At 69.2% G+C, this 26,861-nt stretch carries 21 protein-coding genes and 2 tRNA genes; 10 read left to right on the top strand and 13 right to left on the bottom strand.

Annotated elements, in window-relative coordinates; genetic code table 11:
- Window positions 1–68: 68 nt before the first annotated feature.
- From clpX to ACFV6V_RS13950, 5 genes are all read right to left on the bottom strand, one after another.
- On the bottom strand, window positions 69–1,352 hold the full coding sequence (clpX, locus tag ACFV6V_RS13970) for an ATP-dependent Clp protease ATP-binding subunit ClpX (protein ID WP_385563738.1): 1,284 nt from the start codon (window positions 1,350–1,352) through the stop codon (window positions 69–71).
- A 157-nt stretch (window positions 1,353–1,509) separates the two neighbouring features.
- Window positions 1,510–2,187: an ATP-dependent Clp protease proteolytic subunit gene (locus ACFV6V_RS13965; RefSeq protein WP_351566859.1), complete on the bottom strand. Its 678-nt coding sequence runs from the start codon at window positions 2,185–2,187 to the stop codon at window positions 1,510–1,512.
- A 58-nt stretch (window positions 2,188–2,245) separates the two neighbouring features.
- Window positions 2,246–2,851, bottom strand: coding sequence for an ATP-dependent Clp protease proteolytic subunit (locus ACFV6V_RS13960; protein ID WP_385563749.1), 606 nt, complete (start codon window positions 2,849–2,851; stop codon window positions 2,246–2,248).
- A gap of 463 nt (window positions 2,852–3,314) precedes the next feature.
- Window positions 3,315–4,676, bottom strand: a complete 1,362-nt coding sequence (gene tig / locus ACFV6V_RS13955; RefSeq protein ID WP_385563736.1) for a trigger factor — start codon at window positions 4,674–4,676, stop codon at window positions 3,315–3,317.
- A 182-nt stretch (window positions 4,677–4,858) separates the two neighbouring features.
- Window positions 4,859–4,935: transfer RNA gene (locus ACFV6V_RS13950), tRNA-Pro, on the bottom strand.
- Window positions 4,936–5,125: 190 nt separating this feature from the next.
- Between ACFV6V_RS13950 and ACFV6V_RS13945 the strand changes: the two genes are divergently transcribed.
- Window positions 5,126–5,196 (top strand) — tRNA-Gly (locus tag ACFV6V_RS13945).
- An 86-nt stretch (window positions 5,197–5,282) separates the two neighbouring features.
- Here the strand turns inward: ACFV6V_RS13945 and ACFV6V_RS13940 are convergent.
- On the bottom strand, window positions 5,283–5,477 hold the full coding sequence (locus tag ACFV6V_RS13940) for a hypothetical protein (protein WP_361279595.1): 195 nt from the start codon (window positions 5,475–5,477) through the stop codon (window positions 5,283–5,285).
- A gap of 375 nt (window positions 5,478–5,852) precedes the next feature.
- Here ACFV6V_RS13940 and ACFV6V_RS13935 point away from each other — a divergent pair, with 375 nt between their 5' ends.
- Window positions 5,853–7,133 (top strand): acyltransferase family protein, encoded by a 1,281-nt coding sequence (locus tag ACFV6V_RS13935; RefSeq protein ID WP_385563732.1) that lies wholly within the window; start codon window positions 5,853–5,855, stop codon window positions 7,131–7,133.
- On the opposite strand, the gene ACFV6V_RS13930 is transcribed toward ACFV6V_RS13935, so the two are convergent.
- A complete protein-coding gene (locus ACFV6V_RS13930; RefSeq protein WP_385563729.1) occupies window positions 7,057–7,530 on the bottom strand; it encodes an HD domain-containing protein in 474 nt (157 codons plus the stop codon). The two genes, ACFV6V_RS13935 and ACFV6V_RS13930, sit on opposite strands and share 77 nt — an antisense overlap.
- 24 nt (window positions 7,531–7,554) lie before the next feature.
- Window positions 7,555–8,697, bottom strand: a complete 1,143-nt coding sequence (locus ACFV6V_RS13925; RefSeq protein WP_385563726.1) for a PP2C family protein-serine/threonine phosphatase — start codon at window positions 8,695–8,697, stop codon at window positions 7,555–7,557.
- Between the two features lie 133 nt (window positions 8,698–8,830).
- Here ACFV6V_RS13925 and ACFV6V_RS13920 point away from each other — a divergent pair, with 133 nt between their 5' ends.
- Window positions 8,831–10,060, top strand: coding sequence for a GNAT family N-acetyltransferase (locus ACFV6V_RS13920; RefSeq protein ID WP_385563723.1), 1,230 nt, complete (start codon window positions 8,831–8,833; stop codon window positions 10,058–10,060).
- A gap of 127 nt (window positions 10,061–10,187) precedes the next feature.
- Here ACFV6V_RS13920 and ACFV6V_RS13915 read toward each other — a convergent pair whose 3' ends face one another.
- Together ACFV6V_RS13915 and ACFV6V_RS13910 are read right to left on the bottom strand one after the other, a co-directional pair.
- Entirely contained in the window at window positions 10,188–11,000 is an 813-nt protein-coding gene (locus ACFV6V_RS13915; RefSeq protein ID WP_385563721.1) for an Fpg/Nei family DNA glycosylase, read from the bottom strand.
- The gene (locus ACFV6V_RS13910) at window positions 11,000–11,494 is read right to left on the bottom strand and encodes a ribose-5-phosphate isomerase (RefSeq protein WP_385563718.1); all 495 of its coding nucleotides are present in this window, start codon (window positions 11,492–11,494) and stop codon (window positions 11,000–11,002) included. The genes ACFV6V_RS13915 and ACFV6V_RS13910 overlap by 1 nt, the downstream gene beginning before the upstream one ends.
- 207 nt (window positions 11,495–11,701) lie before the next feature.
- On the opposite strand from ACFV6V_RS13910, the gene ACFV6V_RS13905 reads away from it, so the two are divergent.
- Window positions 11,702–13,174, top strand: coding sequence for an amino acid permease (locus ACFV6V_RS13905; protein ID WP_385563715.1), 1,473 nt, complete (start codon window positions 11,702–11,704; stop codon window positions 13,172–13,174).
- 74 nt (window positions 13,175–13,248) lie between these two features.
- Here ACFV6V_RS13905 and ACFV6V_RS13900 read toward each other — a convergent pair whose 3' ends face one another.
- Complete coding sequence (locus ACFV6V_RS13900; RefSeq protein WP_385563712.1) at window positions 13,249–13,845, bottom strand: biotin transporter BioY; 597 nt, start codon at window positions 13,843–13,845, stop codon at window positions 13,249–13,251.
- Window positions 13,846–14,274: 429 nt separating this feature from the next.
- On the opposite strand from ACFV6V_RS13900, the gene ACFV6V_RS13895 reads away from it, so the two are divergent.
- The 4 genes from ACFV6V_RS13895 (at window position 14,275) to ACFV6V_RS13880 (ending at window position 20,675) form a co-directional block, all read left to right on the top strand.
- Window positions 14,275–15,708, top strand: coding sequence for an amino acid permease (locus ACFV6V_RS13895; protein ID WP_385563709.1), 1,434 nt, complete (start codon window positions 14,275–14,277; stop codon window positions 15,706–15,708).
- A 140-nt stretch (window positions 15,709–15,848) separates the two neighbouring features.
- Window positions 15,849–16,493 carry a superoxide dismutase gene (locus ACFV6V_RS13890; RefSeq protein WP_385563706.1) on the top strand — a complete coding sequence of 215 codons (645 nt, stop codon included), beginning with the start codon at window positions 15,849–15,851 and terminating at the stop codon, window positions 16,491–16,493.
- 259 nt (window positions 16,494–16,752) lie between these two features.
- Window positions 16,753–19,314 (top strand): aminopeptidase N, encoded by a 2,562-nt coding sequence (gene pepN, locus ACFV6V_RS13885; protein ID WP_385563703.1) that lies wholly within the window; start codon window positions 16,753–16,755, stop codon window positions 19,312–19,314.
- A 347-nt stretch (window positions 19,315–19,661) separates the two neighbouring features.
- Complete coding sequence (locus tag ACFV6V_RS13880; protein ID WP_385563701.1) at window positions 19,662–20,675, top strand: hypothetical protein; 1,014 nt, start codon at window positions 19,662–19,664, stop codon at window positions 20,673–20,675.
- A gap of 17 nt (window positions 20,676–20,692) precedes the next feature.
- On the opposite strand, the gene ACFV6V_RS13875 is transcribed toward ACFV6V_RS13880, so the two are convergent.
- Window positions 20,693–21,850: a serine hydrolase domain-containing protein gene (locus tag ACFV6V_RS13875; protein WP_385563698.1), complete on the bottom strand. Its 1,158-nt coding sequence runs from the start codon at window positions 21,848–21,850 to the stop codon at window positions 20,693–20,695.
- A gap of 108 nt (window positions 21,851–21,958) precedes the next feature.
- Window positions 21,959–22,426, bottom strand: coding sequence for an NUDIX hydrolase (locus ACFV6V_RS13870; RefSeq protein WP_385563696.1), 468 nt, complete (start codon window positions 22,424–22,426; stop codon window positions 21,959–21,961).
- Window positions 22,427–22,511: 85 nt separating this feature from the next.
- Between ACFV6V_RS13870 and ACFV6V_RS13865 the strand changes: the two genes are divergently transcribed.
- Together ACFV6V_RS13865 and ACFV6V_RS13860 are read left to right on the top strand one after the other, a co-directional pair.
- On the top strand, window positions 22,512–23,066 hold the full coding sequence (locus ACFV6V_RS13865) for a CGNR zinc finger domain-containing protein (protein ID WP_385563693.1): 555 nt from the start codon (window positions 22,512–22,514) through the stop codon (window positions 23,064–23,066).
- 304 nt (window positions 23,067–23,370) lie between these two features.
- Entirely contained in the window at window positions 23,371–26,715 is a 3,345-nt protein-coding gene (locus tag ACFV6V_RS13860; RefSeq protein WP_385563690.1) for a S8 family serine peptidase, read from the top strand.
- Window positions 26,716–26,861 lie beyond the last annotated feature (146 nt).

The following is a 26,861-nucleotide window of genomic DNA, read 5'->3' as shown; positions in this document are numbered from 1 at the left end:
CGGTCGTCTCGACCGGCGGTCGCCCTTCTTGGCCGCCCTTCGGGCGCACGACGCCAGTTCTGAACGGCCTAGGCCGACTTCTCGTGACGCCCGTCGTGCTTCACGATCCTCGGCACCAGCGTGGGGTTCACGTTGTTGTGCACGACGTCCGCCGTGATGACGACGCGTGCCACATCCTTGCGAGACGGCACCTCGTACATCACCGACATCAGGACCTCTTCCATGATGGCCCTGAGCCCCCGGGCGCCGGTGCCGCGCAGGATCGCCTGGTCGGCGATCGCCTCGAGCGCCGGGCGGTCGAAGTCCAGCTCCACGCCGTCGAGTTCGAACAGCCGCTGGTACTGCTTGACCAGTGCGTTGCGCGGCTCGACGAGGATCTTGAGCAGGGCCTCGCGGTCCAGGTTGTGCACCGAGGTGATGACCGGGAGACGCCCGATGAACTCGGGGATCATGCCGAACTTCACCAGGTCCTCGGGCATGACCTCCTGGAACTGGTCGCTGGCCTCGATCTCCCGCTTGGAGCGGATCGTGGCGCCGAAACCGATGCCCTTGGCGCCCGCCCGCGACTCGATGATCTTCTCGAGGCCGGCGAAGGCACCACCCACGATGAACAGCACGTTCGTCGTGTCGATCTGGATGAACTCCTGGTGGGGGTGCTTGCGCCCGCCCTGCGGCGGTACGGAGGCGGTCGTGCCCTCCAGGATCTTCAGCAGGGCCTGCTGGACGCCCTCACCGCTGACATCGCGGGTGATCGACGGGTTCTCGCTCTTACGGGCGACCTTGTCGATCTCGTCGATGTAGATGATCCCGGTCTCGGCCTTCTTCACGTCGTAGTCGGCGGCCTGGATCAGCTTCAGCAGGATGTTCTCGACGTCCTCGCCGACATAGCCCGCCTCGGTGAGTGCCGTGGCGTCCGCGATGGCGAACGGGACATTCAGCATCCGGGCCAGCGTCTGGGCCAGCAGGGTCTTGCCCGAGCCGGTGGGACCGAGAAGCAGGATGTTGGACTTGGCGAGTTCGATCGCGTCGTCCCGGCCCTGCCCGCCGCCGTTCTCACCGGCCTGGACGCGCTTGTAGTGGTTGTACACCGCGACCGAGAGTGCCTTCTTCGCGGGCTCCTGCCCGACGACGTAGCCCTCGAGGAACTCGTAGATCTCGCGCGGCTTGGGAAGTTCCTCCCACCGCACCTCGGAGGTCTCGGCGAGCTCCTCCTCGATGATCTCGTTGCAGAGGTCGATGCACTCGTCGCAGATGTACACCCCGGGGCCTGCGATGAGCTTCTTCACCTGCTTCTGGCTCTTTCCGCAGAACGAGCACTTGAGCAGATCGCCGCCATCACCAATGCGTGCCACGAGGTGCTTCCCCTTCGCCTGGGAGCGCTTGGTTCAGCGGCTCCTGGTGCCTCATATCCGACGGTACCTTGCCGGGACCCTCGTTCGGGCCCCCCTTGGCGTGGTTCACATTTGACGTACACCACGCCCGTGCACCACGCCAAGGGACGGCAAGGTGTCAGGCGGCCGCTGCGGCCGTGCTCTTACGGGTCGAAACGATCTGGTCGACCAGGCCGTACGCGAGGGCGTCCTCGGCCGTGAGGATCTTGTCGCGCTCGATGTCCTCGCGGACCTTCTCGATCGGCGTGGAGGAGTGCTTGGCCAGCATCTCCTCGAGCTGCTCACGCATGCGCAGGATCTCGTTGGCGGCGATCTCCAGGTCGGAGAGCTGCTCACGGCCGGTCTGGGAGGACGGCTGGTGGATCAGCACACGGGCGTGCGGCAGAGCCATGCGCTTGCCGGGGGTGCCGGCGGCCAGCAGCACTGCGGCGGCGGAGGCCGCCTGGCCCATGCACACCGTCTGGATGTCCGGCTTCACGAACTGCATCGTGTCGTAGATCGCGGTCAGCGCGGTGAAGGAGCCACCCGGGCTGTTGATGTAGATCGAGATGTCGCGGTCCGGGTCCATCGACTCCAGGCACAGCAGCTGCGCCATGACGTCGTTGGCGGAGGCGTCGTCGATCTGCACGCCGAGGAAGATCACGCGCTCCTCGAAGAGCTTCGCGTACGGGTCGTACTCGCGCACACCCTGGGAGGTGCGCTCGACGAAGCGGGGGACGACGTAGCGGTTGTCCACCTGCGGGCCCGTGTAGAGGCCGCTCGCGGAGAGGTTGTTCTGCATGTCGGTGTTCACCATCCTGGTGGCGTATCGCGGGCTGGAGGAAGGGCTGGGGGCGGAGCCGGGACGGAGCAGCTCAGGCCCCGGTGCCGCCGCCGCCCGGGACGCCCGAAGCGTTGGAGATGATCTCGTCGATGAGCCCGTAGTCCTTGGCTTCCTCAGCCGTGAACCAGCGGTCGCGGTCACCGTCGCGGATGATCTTGTCGACCGTCTGCCCGGAGTGGTGCGCGGTGATCTCCGCCATCCGCTGCTTGGTGCGCAGCAGGTACTCGGCCTGGATCTTGATGTCCGACGCGGTACCGCCGATACCGGCGGAGCCCTGGTGCATGAGGATGTCGGTGTGGGGCAGCGCGAAGCGCTTGCCCTCGGAGCCACCGGTGAGCAGGAACTGGCCCATGGAGGCCGCCATGCCCATGCCGATGGTCACGACGTCGTTCGGGATGTACTGCATGGTGTCGTAGATGGCCATGCCGGCCGACACCGAGCCACCGGGGCTGTTGATGTAGAGGTAGACATCCTTCTCGGGGTCGGCGGCCAGGAGAAGGAGCTGCGCCGTGATGCGGTTGGCGATGTCGTCGTCGACCTGCTGCCCCAGGAAGATGATGCGCTCGCCGAGCAGCCGGCTGTAGACCTGGTCGCCGAGGCCCCCACCGATAGACGGCTCACCGGCGGCGTTAGGCATCAGAATCGTCACGTAATCCACCTGCTCGTCTCTGACGGCTGCGGCCGTCTCAGCGTCTGTAGTACTGCCGGGGCGGAGAACTCCCCCCGGGGCGATCCCGGAGGCGATTACTCCCCTGCCCTCGTATTCATGGACCCTAACGCGCTGGTGGGCGGCGGCCATCCCGGTTCCGGAACTGTTCGCTGGGAGCGCAAGGTGGCCCCGGTGCGGGGGAGCAGAGCCCCGGCCCGCCGGGCGGGTGACCAAAGTGGGGGGTCTCCCGCCGAAGGCGGGGAGAGCGCGTACGCCGAAAGGAAGAACACGCGCGGGCCGCGACGAACGAACGGCCGAGCATGATCGGCCGTCGGCGCGCGTCGGAAACCCCTGGCGGGGCACCTCCCGCCGAAGCGGAACCGAGCCCAAAGGGAACGGGCCCGGCCGCGTCATGCGGCCGGGCCCGTTAGTACCCGTTGGGTGGTGAGGCTCAGGCCTCGGACTTCTCCGCGTCCTCGGTGGACGCCTCGGCCTCGTCGTCGTCCTCACCGAGGTCGACGATCTCACCGTTGGTGTCCTTGACCGTGGCGGCCTCGACCACCGTGGCGAGGGCCTTGCCGCGGGCGACCTCGCCGACGAGCATCGGAACCTGGCCGCCCTCGACGATCGCCTGGGCGAACTGGTCGGGGGACATGCCGGAGGAGGCGGCGCGGCGCATGAGGTGCTCGGTGAGCTCCTCCTGGCTGACGTTCAGCTTCTCCTTGGAGACCAGCTCGTCCAGGATGAACTGGGTCTTGATGCCCTTGACCGCCTGGCCCTTGGTCTCGGCGTCGAACTCCTCGGCCGACTTGCCCTGGATCTCCAGGTACTTGGCGAGGTCGAGGCCCATCTGGCCGAGCTGGTGGTGCTCAAGGTTGTGCTTGCGGGTGTTGACCTCGTCCTCAAGCAGCTTCTCGGGGATCGGGACCTCGACCAGCTCGAGGAGCTTGTCGAGGACACGCTCCTGGGCCTGGGTGGCCTGGTCGTACTGCTTCATGTTCTCGAGGCGCTTGCGGCTGTCGGCCTTCAGGTCCTCGAGGGTGTCGAACTCGCTCGCCATCTGCGCGAACTCGTCGTCCAGCTCGGGCAGCTCGCGGGCGGCGACCTGGGTGACCTTGACGGTGACCTCGGCCTCCTTGCCCTGCGCGGAGCCGCCCTTCAGCTCGGAGGTGAAGGTGGCCTCGCCGCCGGCCTCGAGGCCGGTGACGGCCTCGTCGATGCCGTCGAGCAGCTCACCGGAGCCGATGGTGTACTGCACACCGTCGGCCACGCCGTCCGCGAGGACCTCGCCGTCGACCTTGGCCTCGAGGTCGACCGTCACGACGTCGCCCTCGGCGGCGGCGCGCTCGACCGGGGAGGTGGAGGCGAAGCGGGAGCGGAGCTCCTCCACGGACTTCTCGATGTCCTCGTCGCTGACCTCGATGGCGTCGACCTCGACCTCGATGCCGGAGTAGTCCGGGATCTCGACGGTCGGACGGACATCGACCTCGGCGGTGAAGTTCAGCGTCTCGCCGTCCTTCAGCTCGGTGATGTCCACCTCGGGCTGGCCGAGAGGGTTGATCTCCGCCTCGTTGACCGCCTCGGTGTAGAACTTCGGGAGGGCGTCGTTGACGGCCTCCTCCAGCACCGCCGCGCGGCCGAACCGCTGGTCGATGACCCGGGCCGGGATCTTGCCCTTACGGAAGCCCTTGACCGTGACCTGCTGGTTGATCTTCTTGTACGCCGCGTCGAGGCTGGCCTTGAGCTCCTCGAAGGGCACCTCGACAGTGAGCCGAACCCGGGTCGGGTTCAGGGTCTCCACGGCGCTCTTCACGGTTCGGTCTCCTTGGTGGCTGAATACTGGGGTTGCTGGACTCATCGCGGCGCGTAGTGCCGGCGGCGGTTCAGCGGATCGGCCCGGTTCTTCAGACACTCGTCAGACACACGGGCACGCAGCTTGCATAGTAACCGCAAGCGGGACGAGCCCCACAACGTGACCTTGAAGGTGTACGTGACTGGTCGGGGTGGCGGGATTTGAACCCACGGCCTTCCGCTCCCAAAGCGGACGCGCTACCAAGCTGCGCCACACCCCGTTCGGTGCGACACGTAGGGTACATGCCCGAAGGCGGTGGTCAGACCCCTTTGTTGCGCACACACGGCGCACGAGGGCGCACACACGCGCCGTGGACGGAATGGGTGTGCGGTCACCGGCACGGACCCGCTACGATGCTCTTCGTGCCACGGCACCCACGACCTTCGTCGGCAGTCCATGGCGCGGTCCTCGCGGGCGTAGCTCAATGGTAGAGCACTAGTCTTCCAAACTAGCTACGCGGGTTCGATTCCCGTCGCCCGCTCTTGAAGACTCAGGGCCAGGTCAGAGGTCGATTCCTCTGCCTGGCCCTGATGCGTTTCGCGAGGCACACGGCTCACGTGGGCGCGGTCAGAATTTGATCGCGTTGATGGAGTCAGCTATCGAGTCGAGAAAGTTGTTGATCGACGGCGCCATGCCCGTCGAGGCGAGGAAGAAGCCGAAGAGCGCCGCGACGAGCGCGGGCCCGGCCTTGATCGAACCGCCGCGGACCATCACCACGAGGATGATCGCCAACAGCAGCACCACAGACAGTGAAATGGCCACAACTGATCACACCCTCGGTCGGTCCACCTAGCCAACTCGGGAAGCACGCGGCCCAGCACACCCCCCGCCACCCCATCGTGCCACCAACCACCGGGTCGCGGATGCCCGCTGACACATCGTCGGCCGACGGATCCGGCTAGCACGGAGTCCGCTCTCCCCGTATACCCACTTCTGCGAAATACACACAGCCCGGTTACCGGAAATTCAAGCAATATCAGTGAGTAAATTCACCACTCCCTCCCGAGCGCACAACTTGCCCTGTTTAAGGGGGATTAATTGGGGCATAGGGGGCGTTTGGCGGTAGTTTCATGGGTGAATTGGAAGAATCGGCGAGCACGTTTTACGTAATCAATGAGCCCGGCTAAGGTGCCTCGAATGTTCCAGGCTCCGAATGCATTGCGGAGGGACCGGTCGCCCGAGGCTTCCCGGGATCCGGAACCCGTCCTCACAGCGCACGCGACGACGACGGCGACCGCGGAGAAGGCCGCGACAACAGCGGCATCGGCCACGGCGGTGACGACTGAACCAGCCCGGGCGCCGTCCGAGGGCGCACCGTCCAAGGGCGCGAGACGCGACCCCTACTTCGACAACGCCAAGTACCTGGCGATCGTGCTGGTGGCCATGGCACACGCCTGGGAGCCGGTGATGGAGGGCAGCCGCGCCACACGGGCGCTGTACATGCTGGTCTACACCTTCCATATGCCGGCGTTCATCATCATCTCGGGCTACTTCTCACGGAGTTTCACCGCACGGCCCGATCAGCTGAAGCGGCTGGTCAGCGGGGTCGTAGTGCCGTATGTCGTGTTCGAGGTGGCGTACACACTCTTCAAGCGATGGGCGGACGACGACCCCGGTTATCCGTTCAGCATGACCGATCCGCTGTATCTGACCTGGTTCCTGATCGCGCTGTTCGTCTGGCGGCTGTCCACCCCGTTGTGGCGGTCGCTGCGCCACCCGCTGCCGGTCGCACTGGTGATCGCCGCGCTCGGCTCGCTTACCCCCGGCATCGGGCAGGACCTCGACCTCCAGCGGGTCCTGCAGTTCCTGCCGTTCTTCGTGGTGGGGCTGCTGCTGAAACCGGAGCACTTCCAGATCGTGCGCAGGCGCGAGGTGCGGCTGCTCGCCCTGCCGGTGTTCGCCGGAGCCGCAGCGGTGGCCTACCTGGTGGCGCCGCACATCCGGATGGGCTGGTTCTACCACTCGGCCGGCGCCGAGGACCTGGACGCGCCCTGGTGGGCGGGGCCCGTGATGACCACCGGGCTGTTCCTGTGCTCGCTGCTGCTGACCGCTGCCTTCCTGGCCTGGGTGCCGCGCAGGCACACCTGGTTCACCGTGCTCGGCGCGGGCACCATTTGCGGCTATCTGCTGCACGGCTTCCTGGTGAAGGCCCTGGACTGGAGGAATCTGGTCCCGCAGTACCCGTGGCTGGCCACACCCACCGGGGAGATCGTCCTGACGCTGGCCATCGCCGTCGCCGTGACACTGCTCTGTACGCCTCCGGTGCGACGGACCATGCGGTGGGCGACGGAGCCCGATCTGTCCTGGGCCTTCCGCCGGGACAGCCGGGGCGGCCGAAGCGTCAGCCGCCCGTCGCCGACGTCCCAGTCGTCCCCGTCAGCCCGAGCAGTCGCCGTACCGTCGCGTACTTCCCGGTGAGCCGGTCCCGGGTCGCCTCGTCCAGTACAGCGAGGCGCACCGGGTCAGCGTTGTGCGCGAGGTCGGCCTCCTTGACCAGCAGGGCGCCGGGGGTCGCGAGGACACGGCGGGTGTAGTCGACGAGCGGCTCGCCCTCGCGCTTGGTGAGGGCCAGGACCATGTCCTTGACGGACCCAGGCAGTTCGGCGGCGTCCAGCCAGTCACGGGTCAGCGCATGGTCCTCGATCGCGTCGTGCAGCCAGGCGGCCGCGATCTGCTCGTCGCTGCCGCCGCGGGCCCGTACACCGTCCGCCACAGCCCGGAGGTGCTCGGTGTAGGGGCGCCCGGCCTTGTCCCGCTGGGCGGCGTGGGCCTCACGGGCGATGGCCTCGATCTCGGTCAGGGTGAGATACGGCATGAACGGGACTCCAAGGCGTGTCGGTCAGGGTTCGCGCCGCAGTAGAAGCAGGGCCCGGTCGTCGTTGACGTCCTTGGCCACCGCCTCGATCAGGTGCCAGGCGGCACCGTCGAACCCGGTGGTGACATGGCGGTCCGCCTCGCCCGTCAGCCGGTCCATGCCTTCCGCGATGTCGCGGTCGGAGGCCTCGACCAGGCCGTCCGTGAAGAGCATCAGCACATCGCCGGGCTGGAGCGAGCCCTTGACCGGGTCGAACTGGGCACCGTCGTACACACCGAGCAGCGGGCCGTCGGCGGACTTCTCCTCCCAGTGGCCGGTGCCCGCGTTGAGCTGGAGCGCGGGCAGATGACCGGCGGAGAGGAGCTCGTAGTCCCCCGAGTCCAGGTCGAGCACCAGGTGGATGGACGTCGCGAAGCCCTCGTCCCAGTCCTGGCGCAGCAGGTAGCCGTTGGCCGCGGGCAGGAAGCCGTGCGGCGGGAGGGAACCGAGCAGACCGCCGAAGGCTCCGGACAGCAGCAGGGCGCGTGAGCCCGCGTCCATGCCCTTGCCGGACACGTCGGTGAGGACCACCTCGAAGGTACGGCCGCCGTTGGTGCGGGCCGCGACCACGAAGTCCCCGGAGAAGGACTGGCCGCCGGCCGGGCGCAGGGCCATCTCGTGGCGCCAGCCCTTGGGCAGCCTGGGCAGCGCGCTCTGGACCCGGATGCGTTCGCGGAGGTCGAACAGCATGGTGCCGCCGCGCCGCCAGGGCACACCGACGCGGGCCCTGAACTGGGCGATGAGCAGTCCGAAGAGTCCGCAGGCCGCCACCACCAGCACAGTGCCGGGGGTGACACGTGCGGGGCCGTCCAGATACGGGCCGAGGGCGACCGACTCGATGATCAGCGCGCTGGCCGCCGCCGCGTAGAGCCCAAGGAGGCTCGCGGGCCGCAGCAGCACCCCGCCCGCGACGATCGGCAGCACCATCGCGGTGGGCGCGAACCAGACCGGCATGGCGATGGTGCCGCAGGCGATCACCGGGATGGCGAGCAGCAGGCCCGCGAAGGCGATCCAGTCGGAGCCGTCGCCTCGGAAGTAGTCGACTCCGGACTTGCGCAGCGCGGTGCGGGCCCGGCGGGCGGACCTCCGCAGCCGGGCCGCGAACGAACCTGCTGCGCCACGTGCCATCGACGTGGACCCTATCCATCCTCGCGGCCCGCGTGCAGGGGGGACCCCCAAAGACGTTGCACGGGAAACACCACATGACATTGCGCGCGAAATCGGGTCGCGACGGGCAGCGGGCCCCTGGTACGCATGGCATATGACGACGGATGTACGGGTGCTGAAGAGGTCCGAGTGGGATCACTGGTACGGCAGGCTGGAACTCGCCTTCGGCGGTGTCCTGGAGACCCGGGAGGAACGCGAGCTGTTCCGCGACCTGACCGAGGTGGACCGCTCGATCGGGGTGTGGGACGGCGAGGAGTGCGTCGGCACCGCCGGGGCGTTCAGCTTCCGGCTCTCGGTGCCGGGCGGCGGGTTCGTGCCCGCGGCCGGGGTGACGATGGTCAGCGTGGCCGCGACGCACCGGCGGCGCGGGGTGCTCACCTCGATGATGCGGCGCCAGCTGGACGACGTGCGTGAGTGGGGAGAGCCGCTGGCAGTGCTGACGGCTTCGGAACCCGCGATCTACGGACGGTTCGGATACGGGGTCGCCACCCACCAGCTGAGCCTCGACATCGACAGCAGCCGCGTGCGCATCGCCGCGCCCCCGGGGACGGACGACATACGGCTGCGGTTCGTACCGGTGGCGGACGCCGCGGAGGTCTGCGAGCAGATCTATCGGCACACCATCGGCTCGCGGCCCGGGATGCCCGCGCGGACGCCCGGCTGGGAGCGGCTGCCGTTGCTCGACCCGCCGTCCGAGCGGGAGGGCGCGTCGCCGATGCAGTGCGTGCTGGCCGAGCGCGACGGCGAAGTGGTCGGATTCGTCCGGTTCCACAACAAACCCGAGTGGAACTCCTCCGGGCCGAACGGCTCGATCACCGTGCGGCATGTCGACGCGCTGGACCCGGCCGCCTACGCGGCGCTGTGGCGTTTCGTGTTCGACATCGACCTGACGTCGACCGTGCACTCGCGCAACAGGCCGGTGGACGACCCGCTGCTGGGCATGGTCAGCGATATCCGGCGGTGCGATGTGCGGGTTCGGGACTCGCTGCACGTACGGCTGGTGGATGTGGGCGCCGCGCTGGCAGCACGGACCTATCAGGCATCGGTGGATGTGGTGTTCGAGGTGGCGGACGCGTTCTGTCCCTGGAACGAGGGGCGCTGGCGGCTCACCGGCGACGCGAAGGGCGCGTCATGCGAGCGGACCAGGGAAGCGCCCGATCTGGCGCTGTCGGTGCGGGAGTTGGGCGCAGCCTATCTGGGCGGGGTGTCGCTGTCCTCGCTGGCCGGCGCGGGCCGGGTGCGCGAGCTGCGCGACGGCACGCTCGCGGCGGCCTCGCTCGCCTTCGGCTCGGACCCCGCGCCATGGCTGCCGCACGGGTTCTGATGTCACGGGTTCCGATGTCGTAGTAAGCCGGCGCGGCAGCGGATACAGCCGGTGGCGACCGGATACGGCGCGACCGCAGCCGTCAGCCCCTGTCGCCGGTGCCGTGACCGGATGACCGACGGAGCACTCAGCGCGGCTGGCACCCCGGGCACCAGAAGAGGTTACGGGCGGCGAGGTCGGCGGTGCGGATCTCGCCACCACAGATGTGGCAGGGCAGCGCGGCCCTGCGGTAGACGTACACCTCGCCACCGTGGTCGTCCACGCGCGGTGGCCGGCCCATCGCCTCGGGGGTGTGCTCGGGCCGTACGGTGTCGATGCGGTTGTGGCGTACGCCCTCGCGCATCAGCGCCACCAGGTCCGTCCAGACGGCATCCCACTCGCGCTCGGTGAGATCCCTGCCCGCCCGGTACGGATCGATGCCATGCCGGAAGAGGACCTCCGCGCGGTAGACGTTGCCGACGCCCGCGATCACCTTCTGGTCCATCAGCAGTGCCGCGATCGTCGTACGGGACCGGGAGATCCTGGTCCAGGCACGGTCCGGGCCATCGTCGGGGCGCAGCGGATCGGGGCCGAGCCGGTCGTGTATCGCGCGCTTCTCGCCGTCCGTGATCAGGGCGCAGGTGGTGGGGCCGCGCAGATCCACATACGCGTCGGGGTTGGCGAGCCGCAGCCGCACGGTGTCGGTGGGGGGCGGGGCCGGTGCGTCGCCGAAGGCCACCTTGCCGAAGAGCCCGAGGTGGATGTGGACCCATTCGCCGCCACCGCCGAAGCCGAGGAACAGATGCTTCCCGTGGGCCTCGGTGCGCTCCAGCGCGGCACCGTCCAGCAGCGCCGCGGAATCGCTGAACTTGCCCTGCGGGCTCGTGACCCGAACGGACCGGCCGCCGAACCGTTCCCGGTAGTCGGCGGCCAGTCGGTGGATGGTGTGCCCTTCGGGCATCAGGCGGTCGGCTCCTGCGGGTGGTGCGCGGGGATCGGGGGGAGCTCGCCGGTGGTCTCGTACACGGAGAGCATCTCGATGCGGCGGGTGTGACGCTCTTCACCCGAATAGGGGGTGTTCAGGAAGATCTCGACGAACTTGGTCGCCTCGTCCTGCGTGTGCATCCGGGCGCCGACGGAGATCACGTTGGCGTTGTTGTGCTCACGACCGAGCTCGGCGGTCTGCTCGCTCCAGGCGAGGGCCGCTCGCACGCCCTTGACCTTGTTCGCTGCGATCTGCTCGCCGTTGCCGGAGCCGCCGATCACGATGCCCAGGCTGTCCGGGTCGGCGGCCGTCCGCTCGGCGGCGCGCAGGCAGAACGGCGGGTAGTCGTCCTGGGCGTCGTAGATGTGCGGACCGCAGTCCACGGGCTCATGGCCGTGGGCCTTGAGCCACTCGACGAGGTGGTTCTTGAGTTCGAAACCGGCATGGTCGGAGCCGAGGTACACGCGCATGATCCGAGTGTGGCACGCGCGATGCCGGGCAGGCGTCAGCGGGGTCCGTCGCACGGGCCCTGTCGGACGACCGGGTGTCATCCGGACGGAACACAGAGCCACGTGGCTCGCGTCACGATCCGGAGTCAGGTCTTCCGTACCGGCGGGTCACCGGCTTGAATGCGGGGGCTCGTCACCCGAGCGACCCGCACACGTAAGGAATCGTCCATGAACCCCCAGCCGACCCTTACGAAGGCAGGCGAAACCACTGGCGAACCCGGTATTTCGCAGCCTTCCGACGGTCTCAAGGCCGGACTGAAGAACCGCCATCTTTCCATGATCGCGATCGGTGGTGTGATCGGCGCCGGACTGTTCGTCGGCTCGTCCGGCGGCATCGCCAAGGCCGGCCCCGCCATCCTCGTGTCGTACGTACTCGTCGGCGCGATGGTTGTCTTCGTGATGCGGATGCTCGGCGAGATGGCCGCGGCGAGCCCCAACTCGGGCTCCTTCTCGGCGTACGCCGACCGCGCTCTCGGCCGCTGGGCCGGTTTCTCGATCGGCTGGCTGTACTGGTTCTTCTGGGTCGTCGTGCTGGCGGTCGAAGCCACCGCCGGTGCGGTGATCCTGGAGGGCTGGGTCCCGGCCGTGCCGCAGTGGGCCTGGGCGCTGATCGTCATGGCCGTGCTGACCGTGACCAACCTCGCCTCCGTGGCGTCCTACGGCGAGTTCGAGTTCTGGTTCGCCGGCATCAAGGTCGTCGCCATCGGTGCGTTCGTGGTCATCGGTCTGCTGGCCGTGTTCGGCGTGCTGCCCGGCTCCGACAACCCCGGCGCCGGTTTCGCGCACCTGACCGACGCCGGTGGATTCCTGCCCAACGGCGCGGGCGCGATCCTCACCGGTGTGCTGATGGTCGTCTTCTCCTTCATGGGCAGCGAGATCGTCACCCTGGCCGCCGGCGAGTCCGAGGACCCGCGGCGCGCGGTCACCAAGGCCACCAACAGCGTGATCTGGCGGATCGCCGTCTTCTACCTGGGCTCGATCTTCGTCGTGCTGACCCTGCTGCCGTGGAACGACGAGTCGATCGTCGAGAAGGGCTCGTATGTCGCGGCCCTCGACTCCATCGGCATCCCGCACGCCGGCCAGATCATGAACGTCATCGTGCTCACCGCCGTGCTGTCCTGCCTGAACTCGGGCCTCTACACCGCCTCGCGGATGGCCTTCTCGCTCGGCGAGCGCGGTGACGCCCCGAAGGCCTTCGCGAAGACCAGCTCCCGCGGCGTGCCGGTCATCGCCATCCTGGCCTCGGTGGTGTTCGGCTTCGTCGCCGTCATCTTCAACTACACGAACAAGGACACCGTCTTCCTGTTCCTGCTGAACTCCTCGGGTGCGGTCGCGCTCTTCGTCTGGCTGGCGATCTGCCTCACCCAGCTGCGGATGCGCGGGATCCTGAAGCGCGAGGCCCCGGAGAAGCTGACGGTGAAGATGTGGCTCTTCCCGTATCTGACGTGGGCGACCGCCGCGATGATCGTCTTCGTCATCGGCTACATGTTCTTCGACGACGGCAACCGCGAGGTCGTGACACTGTCGGTGCTGGTGGCGCTGGTCGTGGTGGCCATCGGCGTGGTGCGCGGGCTCATGGGCAAGGGCAAGCCCGCCGTCGCGGACACGACGGACGCCCCGAGGGACTCCGTCGAGGTCTGACACCCGGCCCCCGGACAGACCGGAGCCCCGTCCCGCTGCACGCGGGACGGGGCTCCGGCCGTTGACCCGGCGGCTCAGCCGCGGCGGTCGACGAGCTTCCACGCGGCCGGCAGGGCGCCCATCGCGAGCGCCGCCTTGAGTGCGTCGCCGACGAGGAACGGAACGAGGCCCAGCGCCACGGCCTTTCCGAACGGCATCCCGGTGGCCACGGCGAGGTACGGCACGCCGACCGCGTAGATGATCGCCGAGCCGAGCACCATCGTCCCGGCCGTGCGCAGCACGGAGCGGTCCGCGCCCCGGCGGGCGAGAGCGCCGACCACGGTGGCGGCGAGCAGCATGCCGAGGATGTAGCCGAAGGACGGCATCCCGTAGCCGGAGGACGCCTCGGCGAACCACGGCACGCCCGCCACACCCGCGACCGCGTACACCGCGAGGGCGAGGAAGCCGCGGCGTGCCCCGAGCGCGGTGCCGACGAGCAGCGCGGCGAAGGTCTGGCCGGTCACCGGGACCGGGGAGCCGGGGACCGGGACGGAGATCTGAGCCGCGATGCCGGTGAGCACGGCGCCGCCCATGACAAGGGCGATGTCCTTGGTGCGCGAGGCGGGCAGCAGGTCGGCGAGGACCGCACCGGTGAACGACGGGCGGACAGGGGCGGCAGCTGTGGTGCTCATCGGTACTCCGCAGTGGCAATTCGATGTGGACATGGCGACGCTAACCGATGAGTGAACGCCCGATCACCGTCGGTCGCAGACAAACCACCGGTCAGCACCTTGGTGGGGTTCACACAAATCGACGGATGCACACCGCGAGGGGGCGTGACGCGCATCACTGAGCTGACGAGCACGAAAGTCCATGAAGGCCGCCCCGGGCGCCCGACGGGACCTCGGGGATCCCTGTGGGCTCTCACCAATTCCCCGACCCGCGGGCGCGATCCCGTACGGTGTATGTGCGATATGCAACCACCTCGTACCCAAAGCTTCACATTGTGTGAGCATTTTGTCCGTATAGCGGTCACTCATGCTCTGTGACCGGTACGGGGCCCAGACTTGGGCGACCCGCTTCGCCCCTTGTCCCCTGTCCCCCATGAGCAAGGCACACCCATGTCCCGGACCCCGGCGCCCGCACCCGCCACCGACACGACCGACAGCACCGCCGGCGCCGCCGACTCGGCGGCGCTCGGGCACAGCCTCAAGCCGCGTCACCTGTCGATGATCGCCCTCGGCGGCGTGATCGGCGCAGGACTCTTTGTCGGTTCCGGCGAGGGAATCGCCGCCGCGGGCCCGTCGATCGTCATCGCCTATGCCGTGTCCGGACTGCTCGTGATGCTCGTGATGCGCATGCTCGGCGAGATGTCGGCGGCGAACCCGGCATCCGGCTCCTTCTCCGTGCACGCCGAGCGGGCGCTCGGGCCCTGGGCGGGCTTCACGGCGGGCTGGTCCTTCTGGGTGCTGCTGTCCGTCGCGGTGGGCCTGGAGGGCATCGGCGCCGCCGAAATCGTCAGCGGCTGGCTGCCCGGCACACCGGAGTGGGCCTGGGTGGCGCTGTTCATGCTGGTGTTCTGCGGCACCAACCTGGCGGCGGTGAAGAACTTCGGCGAGTTCGAGTTCTGGTTCGCCGCCCTCAAGGTCGGGGCCATCGCGCTCTTCCTGGTCCTCGGCGGGCTCGCCATACTCGGTCTGCTGCCCGGCACAGAGGCCCCCGGCACGGCGAATCTCACGGGCGAGGGCGGCTTCCTGCCCAATGGGTCCCAGGGCCTGGTCGTCGGCCTGCTCGCATCGGTGTTCGCCTACGGCGGCCTGGAGACGGTCACGATCGCCGCGGCCGAGTCCGAGCACCCGGTCCAGGGCGTCGCCAAGGCGGTGCGTACGGCGATGTGGCGTATCGCGCTGTTCTACATCGGATCCATGGCGGTCATCGTCACGCTGGTGCCCTGGGACGACCCGGATGTCGCCAACCCCGACAAGGGCCCGTACGTCACGGCCCTGAACCACCTCGACATCCCCGGGGCGGGCACCGTGATGCAGGTCGTGGTGCTGGTCGCGCTGCTCTCCGCGATGAACGCCAACATCTACGGCGCCTCCCGGATGGCGTACTCGCTCGTCGCCCGCGGCCAGGGCCCGAAGGTCCTCGGCCGGGTCACGGGCGGCGTGCCGCGGATCGCCGTGCTGGTGTCCTCGGTGTTCGGCTTCGTCTGCGTGGTGCTCAAGTACTGGCGTCCGGATGACGTGTTCCCCTGGCTGCTGAAGATGATCGGCGCGGTGATCCTGGTCGTCTGGCTCTTCATCGCCGTCTCCCAGCTCGTGCTGCGCCGCCGCACCGAGCGCGAGGCCCCGGAGAAGCTCGTGGTGCGGATGTGGCTGTACCCGGTGCTGACCTGGGTCGCCATCGCGGCCATGCTCGGCATCTTCGTCCTGATGCTGCGTGAGCCCGGCACCCGCGAACAGCTCCTCTACACGGGTGGGATGACCCTGGCGATGGCCGTCTGCGGTGTGCTCGTTCAGAAGAGCCGCAAGCGGACGCAGTCGGCGGACTGACTCCCGCGAACCGACCGCCGAGACCCCCGGACCGCATCGCGGTCCGGGGGTCTTCTGGTCACGCCGCCACCTCGCGAGCCCTTGTTGCTGCTAGCCTGCACTTGCGAATAGTTTGCAATTAGTGGTCGAAGGGCTCGGACATGGCCGTGTACACGCTTCCTGAACTCCCGTACGACTACGCGGCGCTGGAGCCGGTGATCAATCCGCAGATCATCGAGCTGCACCACGACAAGCACCACGCCGCGTACGTGAAGGGCGCCAACGACACGCTGGAGCAGCTGGCGGAGGCACGGGACAAGGACGTCTGGGGCTCGATCAACGGCCTGGAGAAGAATCTCGCGTTCCATCTCTCCGGCCACATCCTGCACAGCATCTACTGGCACAACATGGCCTCCCCGAAGCACGGTGGCGGCGGTGAGCCGCTGGCCGCGGACGGCGTGGGCGAGCTGGCGGACGCGATCGCGGAGTCCTTCGGCTCCTTCGCCGCATTCAGGACCCAGCTCTCGAAGGCCGCGGCCACCACGCAGGGATCCGGCTGGGGCGTCCTCGCCTACGAGCCGGTCAGCCGCCGGCTGATCGTCGAGCAGGTCTACGACCACCAGGGCAACGTCGGCCAGGGCTCGGTGCCGATCCTGGTCTTCGACGCGTGGGAGCACGCCTTCTACCTCCAGTACAAGAACCAGAAGGTGGACTTCATCGACGCGATGTGGGGCGTCGTCAACTGGCAGGACGTGGCGAAGCGCTACGCCGAGGCGAAGGAGCGCACCCCGCTCATCACTCCCTGACACCGGTTCGCCGGCGGGCAAGCGATCCGGAGCGGGGCCTCCCGCCGGAGGCAGGGGCCGGGAACCGGGCCCCACAAGAGGTCTCCTGCTTGTGATCGTCTTCTCAGCCTTCACTTGCAGGTGGATGGAGGAAGGGCCTCCGCGAGGACAGGACTCGCGGAGGCCCTTCTTCTGCGCGCCCCGGACACAGGGCGCCCACGCGGCCGCGGGCGCCCGTGCGAGGATCGTTGCCGTTCGAACGAGACACGAAGGAGTGGCCGTGCCCGGAGAGAATCTGTCCCGCGACGAGGCCCGTGAGCGGGCCGCGCTGCTGTCCGTCGACGGGTACGAGGTCTTCCTCGATGTGCGGTCGGCCACCGAGGAGGACGCGTCCGAACCTCGGACCTTCCGCTCGGTGACGACGATCCGCTTCCGCGCGGCCGAACCGGGCGCCGCCAGCTTCGCCGACCTGCTCGCCCCGTCGGTGACCGCCGTCACCCTGAACGGCGAGGAGCTGGACCCGGCCGTCGTGTTCGACGGGTCCCGGGTGACGCTTCCCGCGCTGCGCGCCGAGAACGTCCTGGTGGTCGACGCCCAGTGCGCGTACAGCCGTACCGGCGAGGGTCTGCACCGCTTCGTCGACCCCGAGGACGGTGAGGTCTACCTCTACACGCACTACGAGCCGGCCGACGCCCGCCGGGTGTTCGCCAATTTCGAGCAGCCGGATCTCAAGGCCCCCTTCCGTTTCGAGGTGGCCGCCCCGGAGAGCTGGACGGTCTGGAGCAACGGGGCCGTGGAGTCCCGGGACGGCGACAGCCGGCGCTTCGCCGTCACCAAGCCGATCTCGACGTACATCACCGCGGTCGTGGCCGGTCCGTACCATTACGAGACCGACCTCTACACCCGCGCGCTGCCCGACGGGAGCACGCTGGAGATCCCGCTCGGCGCCATGTGCCGCAAGTCGCTCGCCAAGCACTTCGACGCGGACGACATCTTCCTGGTCACCAAGCAGGGCCTGGACTTCTTCCACGACCACTTCGACTACCCGTACCCGTTCGGGAAGTACGACCAGGCCTTCGTGCCCGAGTACAACATCGGGGCGATGGAGAACCCGGGGTGCGTGACCTTCCGCGAGGAGTTCATCTTCCGCGGCAAGGTGACCCAGGCGTCGTACGAGCGGCGCACCAACGTCATCCTGCACGAGATGGCGCACATGTGGTTCGGCGACCTGGTCACCATGCAGTGGTGGGACGACCTGTGGCTGAAGGAGTCCTTCGCGGACTTCATGGGGTCCTTCTCGATGGTGGAGGCGACCCGCTTCCACAACGGATGGGTGACCTTCGCGAACAACCGCAAGGCCTGGGCGTACCGCGCGGACCAGCTTCCGTCCACCCACCCCATCACGGCCGACATCCGTGACCTGGAGGACGCGAAGCTCAACTTCGACGGCATCACCTACGCCAAGGGCGCGTCGGTCCTGAAGCAGCTGGTGTCCTATGCGGGCCGGGACGCCTTCCTCGAGGGCGCGCGGCGCTACTTCGCGCGGCACGCGTACGGGAGCACCCGGCTGGGCGATCTGCTCTCCGTGCTGGAGGAGACCTCGGGGCGGGACATGGCGGCCTGGTCGCGTTCCTGGCTGGAGACCGCCGGGGTCAACACACTGACCCCGGTGGCCACCTACGACGCCGAGGGCCGGATCACCGAGCTCGCGGTGCTGCAGGAGGGCGAGGAGTTCCGGCCGCACCGTGTGGCGGTCGGGCTGTACCGGCACGAAGGGCCGGAGCTGGTGCGTTACGCACGGGCCGAGGTGGACGTGGTCGGGGCACGGACGGTCCTGGACGAGCTGGCGGGGGCGGAGCGTCCCGCGCTGGTGCTGGTCAACGACGACGACCTCACGTACTGCAAGATCCGCTTCGACGAGGGCTCGCTGGAGACACTGCGCTCGCACCTGGGTGCGATCACGGACCCGCTCGCCCGCGCGCTGTGCTGGTCGGCACTGTGGAATCTGACACGGGACGCGCTCATGCCCGCGCGGGACTTCGTGACCCTGGCGATGGACTTCGCGGCCCGGGAGTCGGACATCGGTGTGCTCCAGATGGTGCACGCGTGGGCGCGCACGGCGCTGGTGCACTATGCGGCACCGGGCTGGCGCGAGGAGGGCGGGCGGCTGCTGTCCACGTGCGCGCTGCGGGAGCTGCGCCTCACGGAGCCGGGCAGCCAGCACCAGCTCACCTGGGCGCGGTTCTTCGCGGCGGCGGCCACGACCGCGGCCGATTTCCAGTTGCTCCAGGGGCTGCTCGACGGCACCGCGAAGATCGACGGCCTCGATGTCGACCAGGAGCTGCGCTGGGCGTTCCTGGAGCCGCTGGTCGCGCACGGGGTGGCCGACGAGGCGGCGGTCGGGGCGGAGCTGGCCCGTGACGACACCGCGTCCGGCAGACGGCACCAGGTCCGGTGCCTGGCCGCGCGCCCATCGGCCGCGGTCAAGGACCAGGCGTGGGCGCAGGTGGTGGAGTCCGACGCGCTCTCCAACGCGCTGGTGGCGGCGACGATTTCGGGATTCGTACAGTCGTCGCAGCGTGAGCTGATCGCGCCGTACGCGGAGAAGTACTTCGCCGCGATCGAACGGGTGTGGGCCGAGCGTTCCATCCAGATCGGCATGGACGTGGTGCAGGGATTCTTCCCCGGCCTCCAGGGCGACCAGGCCACCCTGGACGCGACGGACGGCTGGCTGTCCTCGCACCCCGCGGCCCCTCCGGCGCTGCGCCGACTGGTCATCGAGGAACGCGACGATCTGGCACGGGCGCTGCGTGCCCAGCAGCGGGACGCAACGCGGGACTGATCCGCCTCGGGTGTGCGGTGTGCCGGTGACGGCGCACCGCACACCCGCACCCGGCGCCTTTCGCGTACGTGACGTCGCCGCCGTCCGTCGCTGCGCCTGTCGGCCGCGGCCACCCCCGTCGCCGAGGGACGGACCACACGACGGCGTCTCCACCGTGGCCGGCCTCCACGGCGTCACCGGTGCGGCTGGAGGCTCTGGCCGCCATGGCACCGGCGGACGGGTGTGCCGGTGAGCGCAGCGCCTGATCGGCTTTCGAACTACCGTACTTTAGGGCGGTGTTGTCCGGAATTGTCGACGAACGTGTAACAGCGGTTAGGAGCCGTACGTCACAAGGGAATTGGCGCATCATGAACCCCAACACCCCTCTTCCTCAGCGCCCCTTGAGTCACCGGTCCGACGCAAGAAGCCGGGTACTGACCGCCGCGCAGCTCCGCGCGCACGGCGTGCCGGCGGACCGCGCCGCCGAGCGGTGCAGGCCCGGTGGGCCGTGGCAACAGGTCCTGCCCGGTGTGTATGTGCTGCACCGGGAGCCGCTCACCAGCGAGGAACGGCTGAACGCCGTGCTGGCGTACGCCGACCGGCCCGCGGGCGGCGGGGAAGCCATGATCACCGGGCTGGCGGCGCTGGCACTGCGGCGGTTCGCCTCGGTACCGGCGCTGCCCTCGCTGGAGCGGATCGACGTGCTGGTGCCGCGCACCAGGCGGCTGCGGTCGGCGGGATGCGCGCGGCTGATCCGCACCCAGTCGCCGCCGCGGCCCGAGTACGTCGCGGGGCTGCCCGTCGCCCCGGTCGCCCGGGCGCTCGCGGACGCGGTCGCCCGCCTCAGCGACCCGGCCTCGGTGCGCCGGCTGCTCACCGAGACCGTCCGCGCCGGATACTGCGAACCCTCCGCCGTGGTCGGGGAGCTGAACCGGGCGCGGTTGCTCTCCCGGCCCCATCTGGTGGACGCCGTGGACGCTCTGCTCGCCGAGGGACGGGCGCTGGCGGAGGACCGGCTGTACGAGCTGATCCATCTGTACGGGCTGCCCGACCCGCTCTGGAATGTCGACCTGCGGCTGCCCGGCGGTCCCCATCTCGGCACCGTCGACGCCTACTGGCCCGGGCAGGCGGTCGCCCTGGAACTCGGCACCCGCGCCCCGCGCCCGCCCCGGCACGGGATTGCCGGGGCGGGCCCGGACCTGGAGTGGCCCGCGTACAGCCATCAGCGGGAGCACCTGGAGCGCCTCGGCATCACGGTGGTGCATGCCTCACCGAAGCGCCTGCGGGATGCCCCCGCCGAACAGGCGGCGGTGATCCGTACCGCGCTGATGGCCTCACCGCACCGGGAGCCCGCCGCGTATGTCGTGGTACTCCCCCGTTGAGCCCCCCGGTCCCGGGATCAGCAGAACTCCGCCTCCATCACGGCCGCGCTGTCGCCCGCCCAGTCACTGTTGAAGTTCAGCGCGAGGGCGTGGCCGCCGTCCCGGGTGGCGACGGCTCCCGACGCGGAGCCGTGGATCCCTCCGCCATGGCCCCAGACCTCTTTGCCGCAGGACAGCTTCATCGCCATCAGCCCGAGCCCGTAACGGAGGTTCGGCGAGTCCTCGTCCGTCGGCAGGGTCGTGGTCATCTTCTTGAGCTGCTCCTTCGGCAGCAGCCGTCCGGCGAGCAGGGCGCGGTAGAAGCGGTTGAGGTCCCCGGTCGTGGAGATCATCTCGCCGGCCGATCCGGCGGCGGACGGGTTCAGCTCGGTGACATCGTGGACGGTGTCGTTCGGCTGGGGACCGACCAGGACCGAGTAAGCCCGCCCGCTGGGACGCGGCATCGAGACCCGGGTGCCCGGCACGGAGGTGCCATGCAGACCCAGCGGACGCAGGATGCGGCGCTCGACCTCGGTGCCGTACGGATGGCCGGTGGCCTTCTCGATGACCAGTCCGGCGAGGATGAAATTGGTGTTGGAGTACTTCCAGTCGGCTCCGGGGGCGAAGTCCGGGCGGTGGCCCGTCGCGAGCCGGACCAGTGCGCGCGGGGTGTAGGTGTCGTAGCGGTGTTCGAAGAAGCCCGGCCCGAAGGTCTTCGCCACGAACCCCGGGTCCTCGGTGTAGTTGTAGAGGCCGCTGGTGTGGTTGAGGAGCTGCCGCAGGGTGATGGCCCGTCCGTCGTTCCCGTTGCCCCGCACCAGCCCGGGCAGCCAGCGCTCCACGGTGTCGTCGAGGCTCAGTCTGCCCTCGGCCTCGAGCTGGAGGATCACCGTGGCCACGAACGTCTTGGTGATGGAGCCGACTCGGAAGCTGTCGCCGGACCGGCGCTCCCGTCCGGTGGTGCGGTCGGCCACACCCGCATCGCCGTTCCAGACGGGCCGGCCGGTGCGGGCGGCCTGCGCGAGCGCCCCCGGCACCCCCTCGGCGACGGCCGCCTCCAGCGCCTGCTGGGTGCGCGCGTGCTGCCCGGAAGGGGCCCGGGAGGAGTCGGCTGCTGCCGCTGGGGTGGCGAGCGCGGCCACCGTCGCGGCCGCGACGAGCACCGGCGGAATCATGCGAACGGGACGTACGGTCATGCGGGAACTCCTGTCTTCGGGAGCTGCGGGCAAACCTGACGTGCTTCGACCGGATGAACTCCGCCCGGCGCCGCCGGGTTGCCCGGCGTGCCGGTGGTTGAGCGGAATTCAGCCGTTCCCGGCACGAGCCCCGATCGCCCTGCCCGCCGGGGGCCGCTCCCGCCACAGCTCCAGCCCGATGTCCACCAGCGCGACCCGCTCGAGCTCCGGCACGGCGGCCAGCTCGTGCCACGCGGCCAGATCGGTGGAGCCGCCCGTCTCGGGGCGCAGCTCTCCCCCGGTGATCCGTCCTTCGTAGACGATGCGCAGGCTGTGGAAGTCGAAGTCACCGGACACTCTGCGCGGACGGCGCTCCCGCATCGAGTCGATGCCCAGCAGCGCGGTCACCTCGGCCGTGTACCCCGTCTCCTCGGTGACCTCACGCACAACGGTGTCGGCCGGATCCTCCCCGTGGTCCATCCCGCCCCCGGGCAGCGTCCACCGCCTGGTGCCGTCACGCGCCACCCAGCGGGCGAGCAGTATGCGCCCGTCCCTCACGCACACGGCGTAGGCCGCGACCCTCAGTTGCCGACTCATGGCCCCGACACTAGGCCGTCCCGGCGAACCGTTCACGTACCCTTGAGGGGTTAGCCAAGAGCGAGAGTGAGGCTGGGAGCCCGCCATGACCGCGTCCGCCGGTGCGCCCGATCCGCGTCCGCTCACCGGTGAACCGGTCTCCCTCGACCTGCTCAACACCCGGTGGACACAGGAGGGCGAGCTGCGGGATCTGCTCGTCTCGGTGGAGGGGCTGCGGGTCTGGCTGGCCGCCCATGGGCTCGACGGCCGCTTCCGGGCCGATCACGTCACGCTGGAGAGGACCATCGAGGCCCGCGAGGCGCTGGGCGGTCTCATCGACGGAGCCGGGGGCGCGGCGGCGGTGGCGCGGGTGGACGGCGTGCTGGAGCATGGCCGCGTCCGGGTGCGGCTCACCGCCGAAGGGCCCGGCGAGGAGGTCGAGTTCGGCGATCCGGCCTGGGGACCCGGCTGGGTCGCCGTACGGGACTATCTGGAGCTGCTGCGCACCGCACCCGACCGGATTCGGGCCTGCGCCCATGAGGCGTGCGTGCTGCACTTCTTCGACACTTCCCGGAACGGGACACGACGCTGGTGCTCCATGACACTGTGCGGGAACCGCGCGAAGGCGTCGCGACACTACGCACGGTCCCGCGAGAGCTGACCAGCGCGGCCCGGCGCATCGGACGCGCAGGGCGGATACGGCACACAAGCCGCTTACCCCGCCGCAGCGGGTACCGCAATCGGGAATCCCCCAGGTCACCCCTCGACCACCCCTTGAAGTCGATCGGCGGAATGCCCACTTTCGAGGTGTTCGCTCCCTCGGCGCATGTCACGCCAGTGGCGGATGTACGCCAACAACCCTTCACGTCTCCGTCAACTCTCCACAAACCCCTGTCTCTTACGAAAGGGTGAGCGGTCATCCGGTACCGAAATCCGGACCCTCTCTTTCACCAACAGGGATGTAGATGACCCCCGAATCCCAGAGCTCCATATCCGGCCGGAGACGCGCCGCCCGTGTGGCAGCCGCGGCCGGCCTTGTGGCCGCGCTGGTCACCACCGGAGTCGTGCCCGCCTTCGCGGCGGCCGCTGACGACCCGGTCGGTTCCGCGCCCGTGAAGTCCACGAGCTCCGACAAGCTGGGGGCGGCCGACGCCGACCTCCTGGAGCAAGCAGAGACCAAGGGCGAGAAGACCGTCACCATGATGGTCGCCACCGCGCCCGGTGAGACCGAGAAGGTCGCCGCACAGCTCGACGCCGTGCCGGGTGCCTCGGTCGGCAAGGTCTACGACAAGCTCGGCTATGTCCGCGCCACCGTGCCGACCGGCAAGGCCGACGCGGCGATCAAGGCGGCCGCCAGGCTCGGCAGCGTCCACGGCATCGACCTCAAGCACGAGATCGAGCTGGACGACCCGACGCCCGCGGGCGACCGCGCGAGCGGGATCGCCACATCGCCGAACGCCAAGTCCGGCAAGGGTGCCAAGGGTGCGAAGGCCGGCAGCTACGCGGCTCCGGACAAGAAGACGCCCGCGCAGAACCCGTACAACCCGTCCTTCGAGACGGGCGCGGTGAAGTTCGTCCAGGACCACCCGAAGTACGACGGCCGCGGTGTCACCATCGGCATCATGGACTCCGGTGTCGACCTCGGTCACCCCGCGCTCCAGAAGACCACCACCGGCGAGCGCAAGATCGTCGACTGGGTGACCGCGACGGACCCGCTGACCGACAACGACGGCACCTGGCGCGCCCAGATCACCCCCGTCGCCGGTCCGACGTTCACCGCCTCGGGCAGCACCTGGAAGGCTCCGGCCGGCTCGTACCAGTTCAGCCGGTTCACGGAGTCGATCACGGCCACCGGTGACATGAAGGGCGACGTCAACCGGGACGGCGACACCACCGACCGGTTCGGGCTGCTCTACGACCCGGCCGCGGGCTCCGTCCGTGTCGACACCGACCAGGACGGCGACTTCACCAACAACGAGCCGATGAAGCCGTACAAGGACGGCTACCAGGTCGGCTACTTCGGCACGGACAACCCGGCGAGCGATGTCGCCGAGCGCATCCCGTTCGTGATCGAGATCCGCAAGAACGTGGCCATGGACCCGCTGGGCGGCGACTGGGTCGGCAAGACCGCCGACTTCGTCAACGTCGGCATCATCGAGTCCGAGCACGGCACCCACGTGGCGGGCATCACCGCCGCCAACGGCCTGTTCGGCGGCAAGATGAACGGCGCGGCGCCCGGCGCCAAGCTGGTCTCGTCCCGTGCCTGCTCCTGGAGCGGCGGCTGCACCAACGTGGCGCTGACCGAGGGCATGGCCGACCTGGTCATCAACCGCGGTGTGGACATCATCAACATGTCCATCGGCGGTCTGCCGGCGCTCAACGACGGCAACAACGCCCGTGCCGAGCTCTACAGCCGTCTGATCGACGAGTACGGCGTGCAGCTGGTCATCTCGGCGGGCAACGAGGGTCCCGGAATCAACACCATCGGCGACCCCGGTCTGGCCGACAAGGTGATCTCCGTGGGTGCCGCGGTGTCCAAGGAGACCTGGGCGTCCAACTACGGCTCCGTCGTGGAGAAGCCGTACGCGATGTTCCCGTTCTCCTCGCGCGGCCCGCGTGAGGACGGTGGGTTCACCCCGACCATCACCGCGCCCGGCGCCTCGATCAACACCATCCAGACCTGGCTGCCGGGCGCCCCGGTGGCCGAGGCCGGATACACGCTGCCGGCCGGTTACGGGATGCTCCAGGGCACCTCGATGTCCTCGCCGCAGGCGGCTGGCGCGAGCGCACTGCTGCTCTCCGCGGCCAAGCAGCGCAAGATCGACCTGGCTCCTGCCGACCTGCGCACCGCTCTGACCAGCTCCGCCAAGCGGATCAGCGGTGTGGCCGCGCACGAGCAGGGCTCCGGTCTGATCAACATCCCGGGTGCCTGGGATGCCGTCAAGGCCGGCGCGACCGCCAACGAGTACTCCGTGAAGGCGCCGGTCGACACCGCGATCGACCAGTTCCTGAAGACCCCGGGCTTCGGCACCGGTCTGTACGACCGGGAAGGCGGTCTGAAGACCGGCCAGAAGAAGTCGTACTCGATCACCATCACCCGGACCACCGGTCCGGACCGTCCGATCCGGCACGAGCTGGACTGGAAGTACAACGACGGCACCTTCGACCTGCCCGGCCGCGGCTACGTCATGCTGCCGCTGGACGAGCCGGTCACCGTCAAGGTCGACGCGAAGCCCCGCACCGCCGGTGTGCACAGCGCCATCCTGGAGCTGGACGACGTCCGCACCGAGGGCGTGGACCGCCAGATCCTGTCCACGGTCGTGGTCTCGCAGCAGCTTGCCAAGCCGTCCTTCGGGTACTCCGCGTCGGGCTCCGTGCAGCGCAACAGCCACAAGTCGTACTTCGTGACCGTCCCCGAGGGTGCCAAGGCCCTCGAGGTCGCGCTGGGCGGGCTCAAGGACCAGAGCCAGACCCGCTTCATCTCGATCCACCCCTACGGTGTGGGCGTCGAGGACAGCGCCACGATCTACTGCTACCCGAACTACACCAGCCCGACCAACACCTGCCGCCCCGACCTGCGGTCGTACGCCAACCCGCAGCCGGGTGTCTGGGAGATCGAGGTCGAGTCCCGCCGTACGTCCCCGCTGCTGGACAACCCGTACAAGCTGGACGTGTCCGTGCTCGGCGCGGCCTTCGACCCCGCGGTGAAGAGCATCCCCGAGGCCAAGGTCGGTACCGCGGCCAAGGTCGACTGGACCGTCTCCAACGGCTTCGCCGCGATCCAGGGCAAGCTGAAGGGCGGCTCGCTGGGTTCGGCGAAGGTCACCCGTCCGTCCATCGCCAACGGCGAGACGCAGGAGAGCACCCTCACCATCGGTGAGGGTGTCGAGCGCCTGGACGTCGCCATCGGCAGCACCTCGGACACCGGCGCCGACCTCGACCTCGAGGTCTGGCTGGGTGACAAGCAGGTAGGCACGTCCGCCGACGGGGACTCGGAGGAGGCGGTCAGCCTCACCAAGCCCGCCGCCGGTACGTACACGGTCAAGGTTGTCGGCTACGCCGTCCCGAACGGCAGCACCGAGTACAACTACCGGGACGTCTACTTCGCGTCCTCCCTCGGCTCGGTCAAGGTCGACGAGGCCCAGGCCGTCAAGCTCGCCAACGGCGCGTCGGCGAAGGTCGCCGCCGAGGTCCTGGTGGGCAGCGCGGCTCCCGAGGGCCGGCAGTTCTTCGGCGAGGTGCAGCTGCTGAACGCCCGCGGAACCGCGGCCGGCACCGGCAGCGTCGTGATCGAGAAGGTCACGCCGTAACACGGTCCGAACGGTCCACTGAGGTGTGACCGGCAGCACCTGGAGGGCGGGCGTCCATAGGGCGCCCGCCCTTCAGTGCCGTGAGGCCAGGTCCGGGCCCACGGCAGGCTCGACCCGGCGCCTTGCGATCCACCGCGCCGGACGTC

Origin of the sequence: Streptomyces sp. NPDC059828 (assembly GCF_042731955.1) — a bacterium.
Lineage (GTDB): Bacteria > Actinomycetota > Actinomycetes > Streptomycetales > Streptomycetaceae > Streptomyces.
Note: the sequence above shows the minus strand (reverse complement) of the source record. Positions and strands in the feature narration are given on the sequence as shown.

Bases quoted from the DNA above. Each gene is read 5' to 3' on its own strand.
- ACFV6V_RS13965 (WP_351566859.1), bottom strand. From the start codon at position 2,187: ATGGTGAACACCGACATGCAGAACAACCTCTCCGCGAGCGGCCTCTAC.
- ACFV6V_RS13960 (WP_385563749.1), bottom strand. From the start codon at position 2,851: ATGCCTAACGCCGCCGGTGAGCCGTCTATCGGTGGGGGCCTCGGCGAC.
- ACFV6V_RS13935 (WP_385563732.1), top strand. From the start codon at position 5,853: ATGTTCCAGGCTCCGAATGCATTGCGGAGGGACCGGTCGCCCGAGGCT.
- ACFV6V_RS13930 (WP_385563729.1), bottom strand. From the start codon at position 7,530: ATGCCGTATCTCACCCTGACCGAGATCGAGGCCATCGCCCGTGAGGCC.
- ACFV6V_RS13925 (WP_385563726.1), bottom strand. From the start codon at position 8,697: ATGGCACGTGGCGCAGCAGGTTCGTTCGCGGCCCGGCTGCGGAGGTCC.
- ACFV6V_RS13920 (WP_385563723.1), top strand. From the start codon at position 8,831: ATGACGACGGATGTACGGGTGCTGAAGAGGTCCGAGTGGGATCACTGG.
- ACFV6V_RS13915 (WP_385563721.1), bottom strand. From the start codon at position 11,000: ATGCCCGAAGGGCACACCATCCACCGACTGGCCGCCGACTACCGGGAA.
- ACFV6V_RS13910 (WP_385563718.1), bottom strand. From the start codon at position 11,494: ATGCGCGTGTACCTCGGCTCCGACCATGCCGGTTTCGAACTCAAGAAC.
- ACFV6V_RS13905 (WP_385563715.1), top strand. From the start codon at position 11,702: ATGAACCCCCAGCCGACCCTTACGAAGGCAGGCGAAACCACTGGCGAA.
- ACFV6V_RS13900 (WP_385563712.1), bottom strand. From the start codon at position 13,845: ATGAGCACCACAGCTGCCGCCCCTGTCCGCCCGTCGTTCACCGGTGCG.
- ACFV6V_RS13895 (WP_385563709.1), top strand. From the start codon at position 14,275: ATGTCCCGGACCCCGGCGCCCGCACCCGCCACCGACACGACCGACAGC.
- ACFV6V_RS13890 (WP_385563706.1), top strand. From the start codon at position 15,849: ATGGCCGTGTACACGCTTCCTGAACTCCCGTACGACTACGCGGCGCTG.
- ACFV6V_RS13880 (WP_385563701.1), top strand. From the start codon at position 19,662: ATGAACCCCAACACCCCTCTTCCTCAGCGCCCCTTGAGTCACCGGTCC.
- ACFV6V_RS13875 (WP_385563698.1), bottom strand. From the start codon at position 21,850: ATGACCGTACGTCCCGTTCGCATGATTCCGCCGGTGCTCGTCGCGGCC.
- ACFV6V_RS13870 (WP_385563696.1), bottom strand. From the start codon at position 22,426: ATGAGTCGGCAACTGAGGGTCGCGGCCTACGCCGTGTGCGTGAGGGAC.
- ACFV6V_RS13865 (WP_385563693.1), top strand. From the start codon at position 22,512: ATGACCGCGTCCGCCGGTGCGCCCGATCCGCGTCCGCTCACCGGTGAA.
- ACFV6V_RS13860 (WP_385563690.1), top strand. From the start codon at position 23,371: ATGACCCCCGAATCCCAGAGCTCCATATCCGGCCGGAGACGCGCCGCC.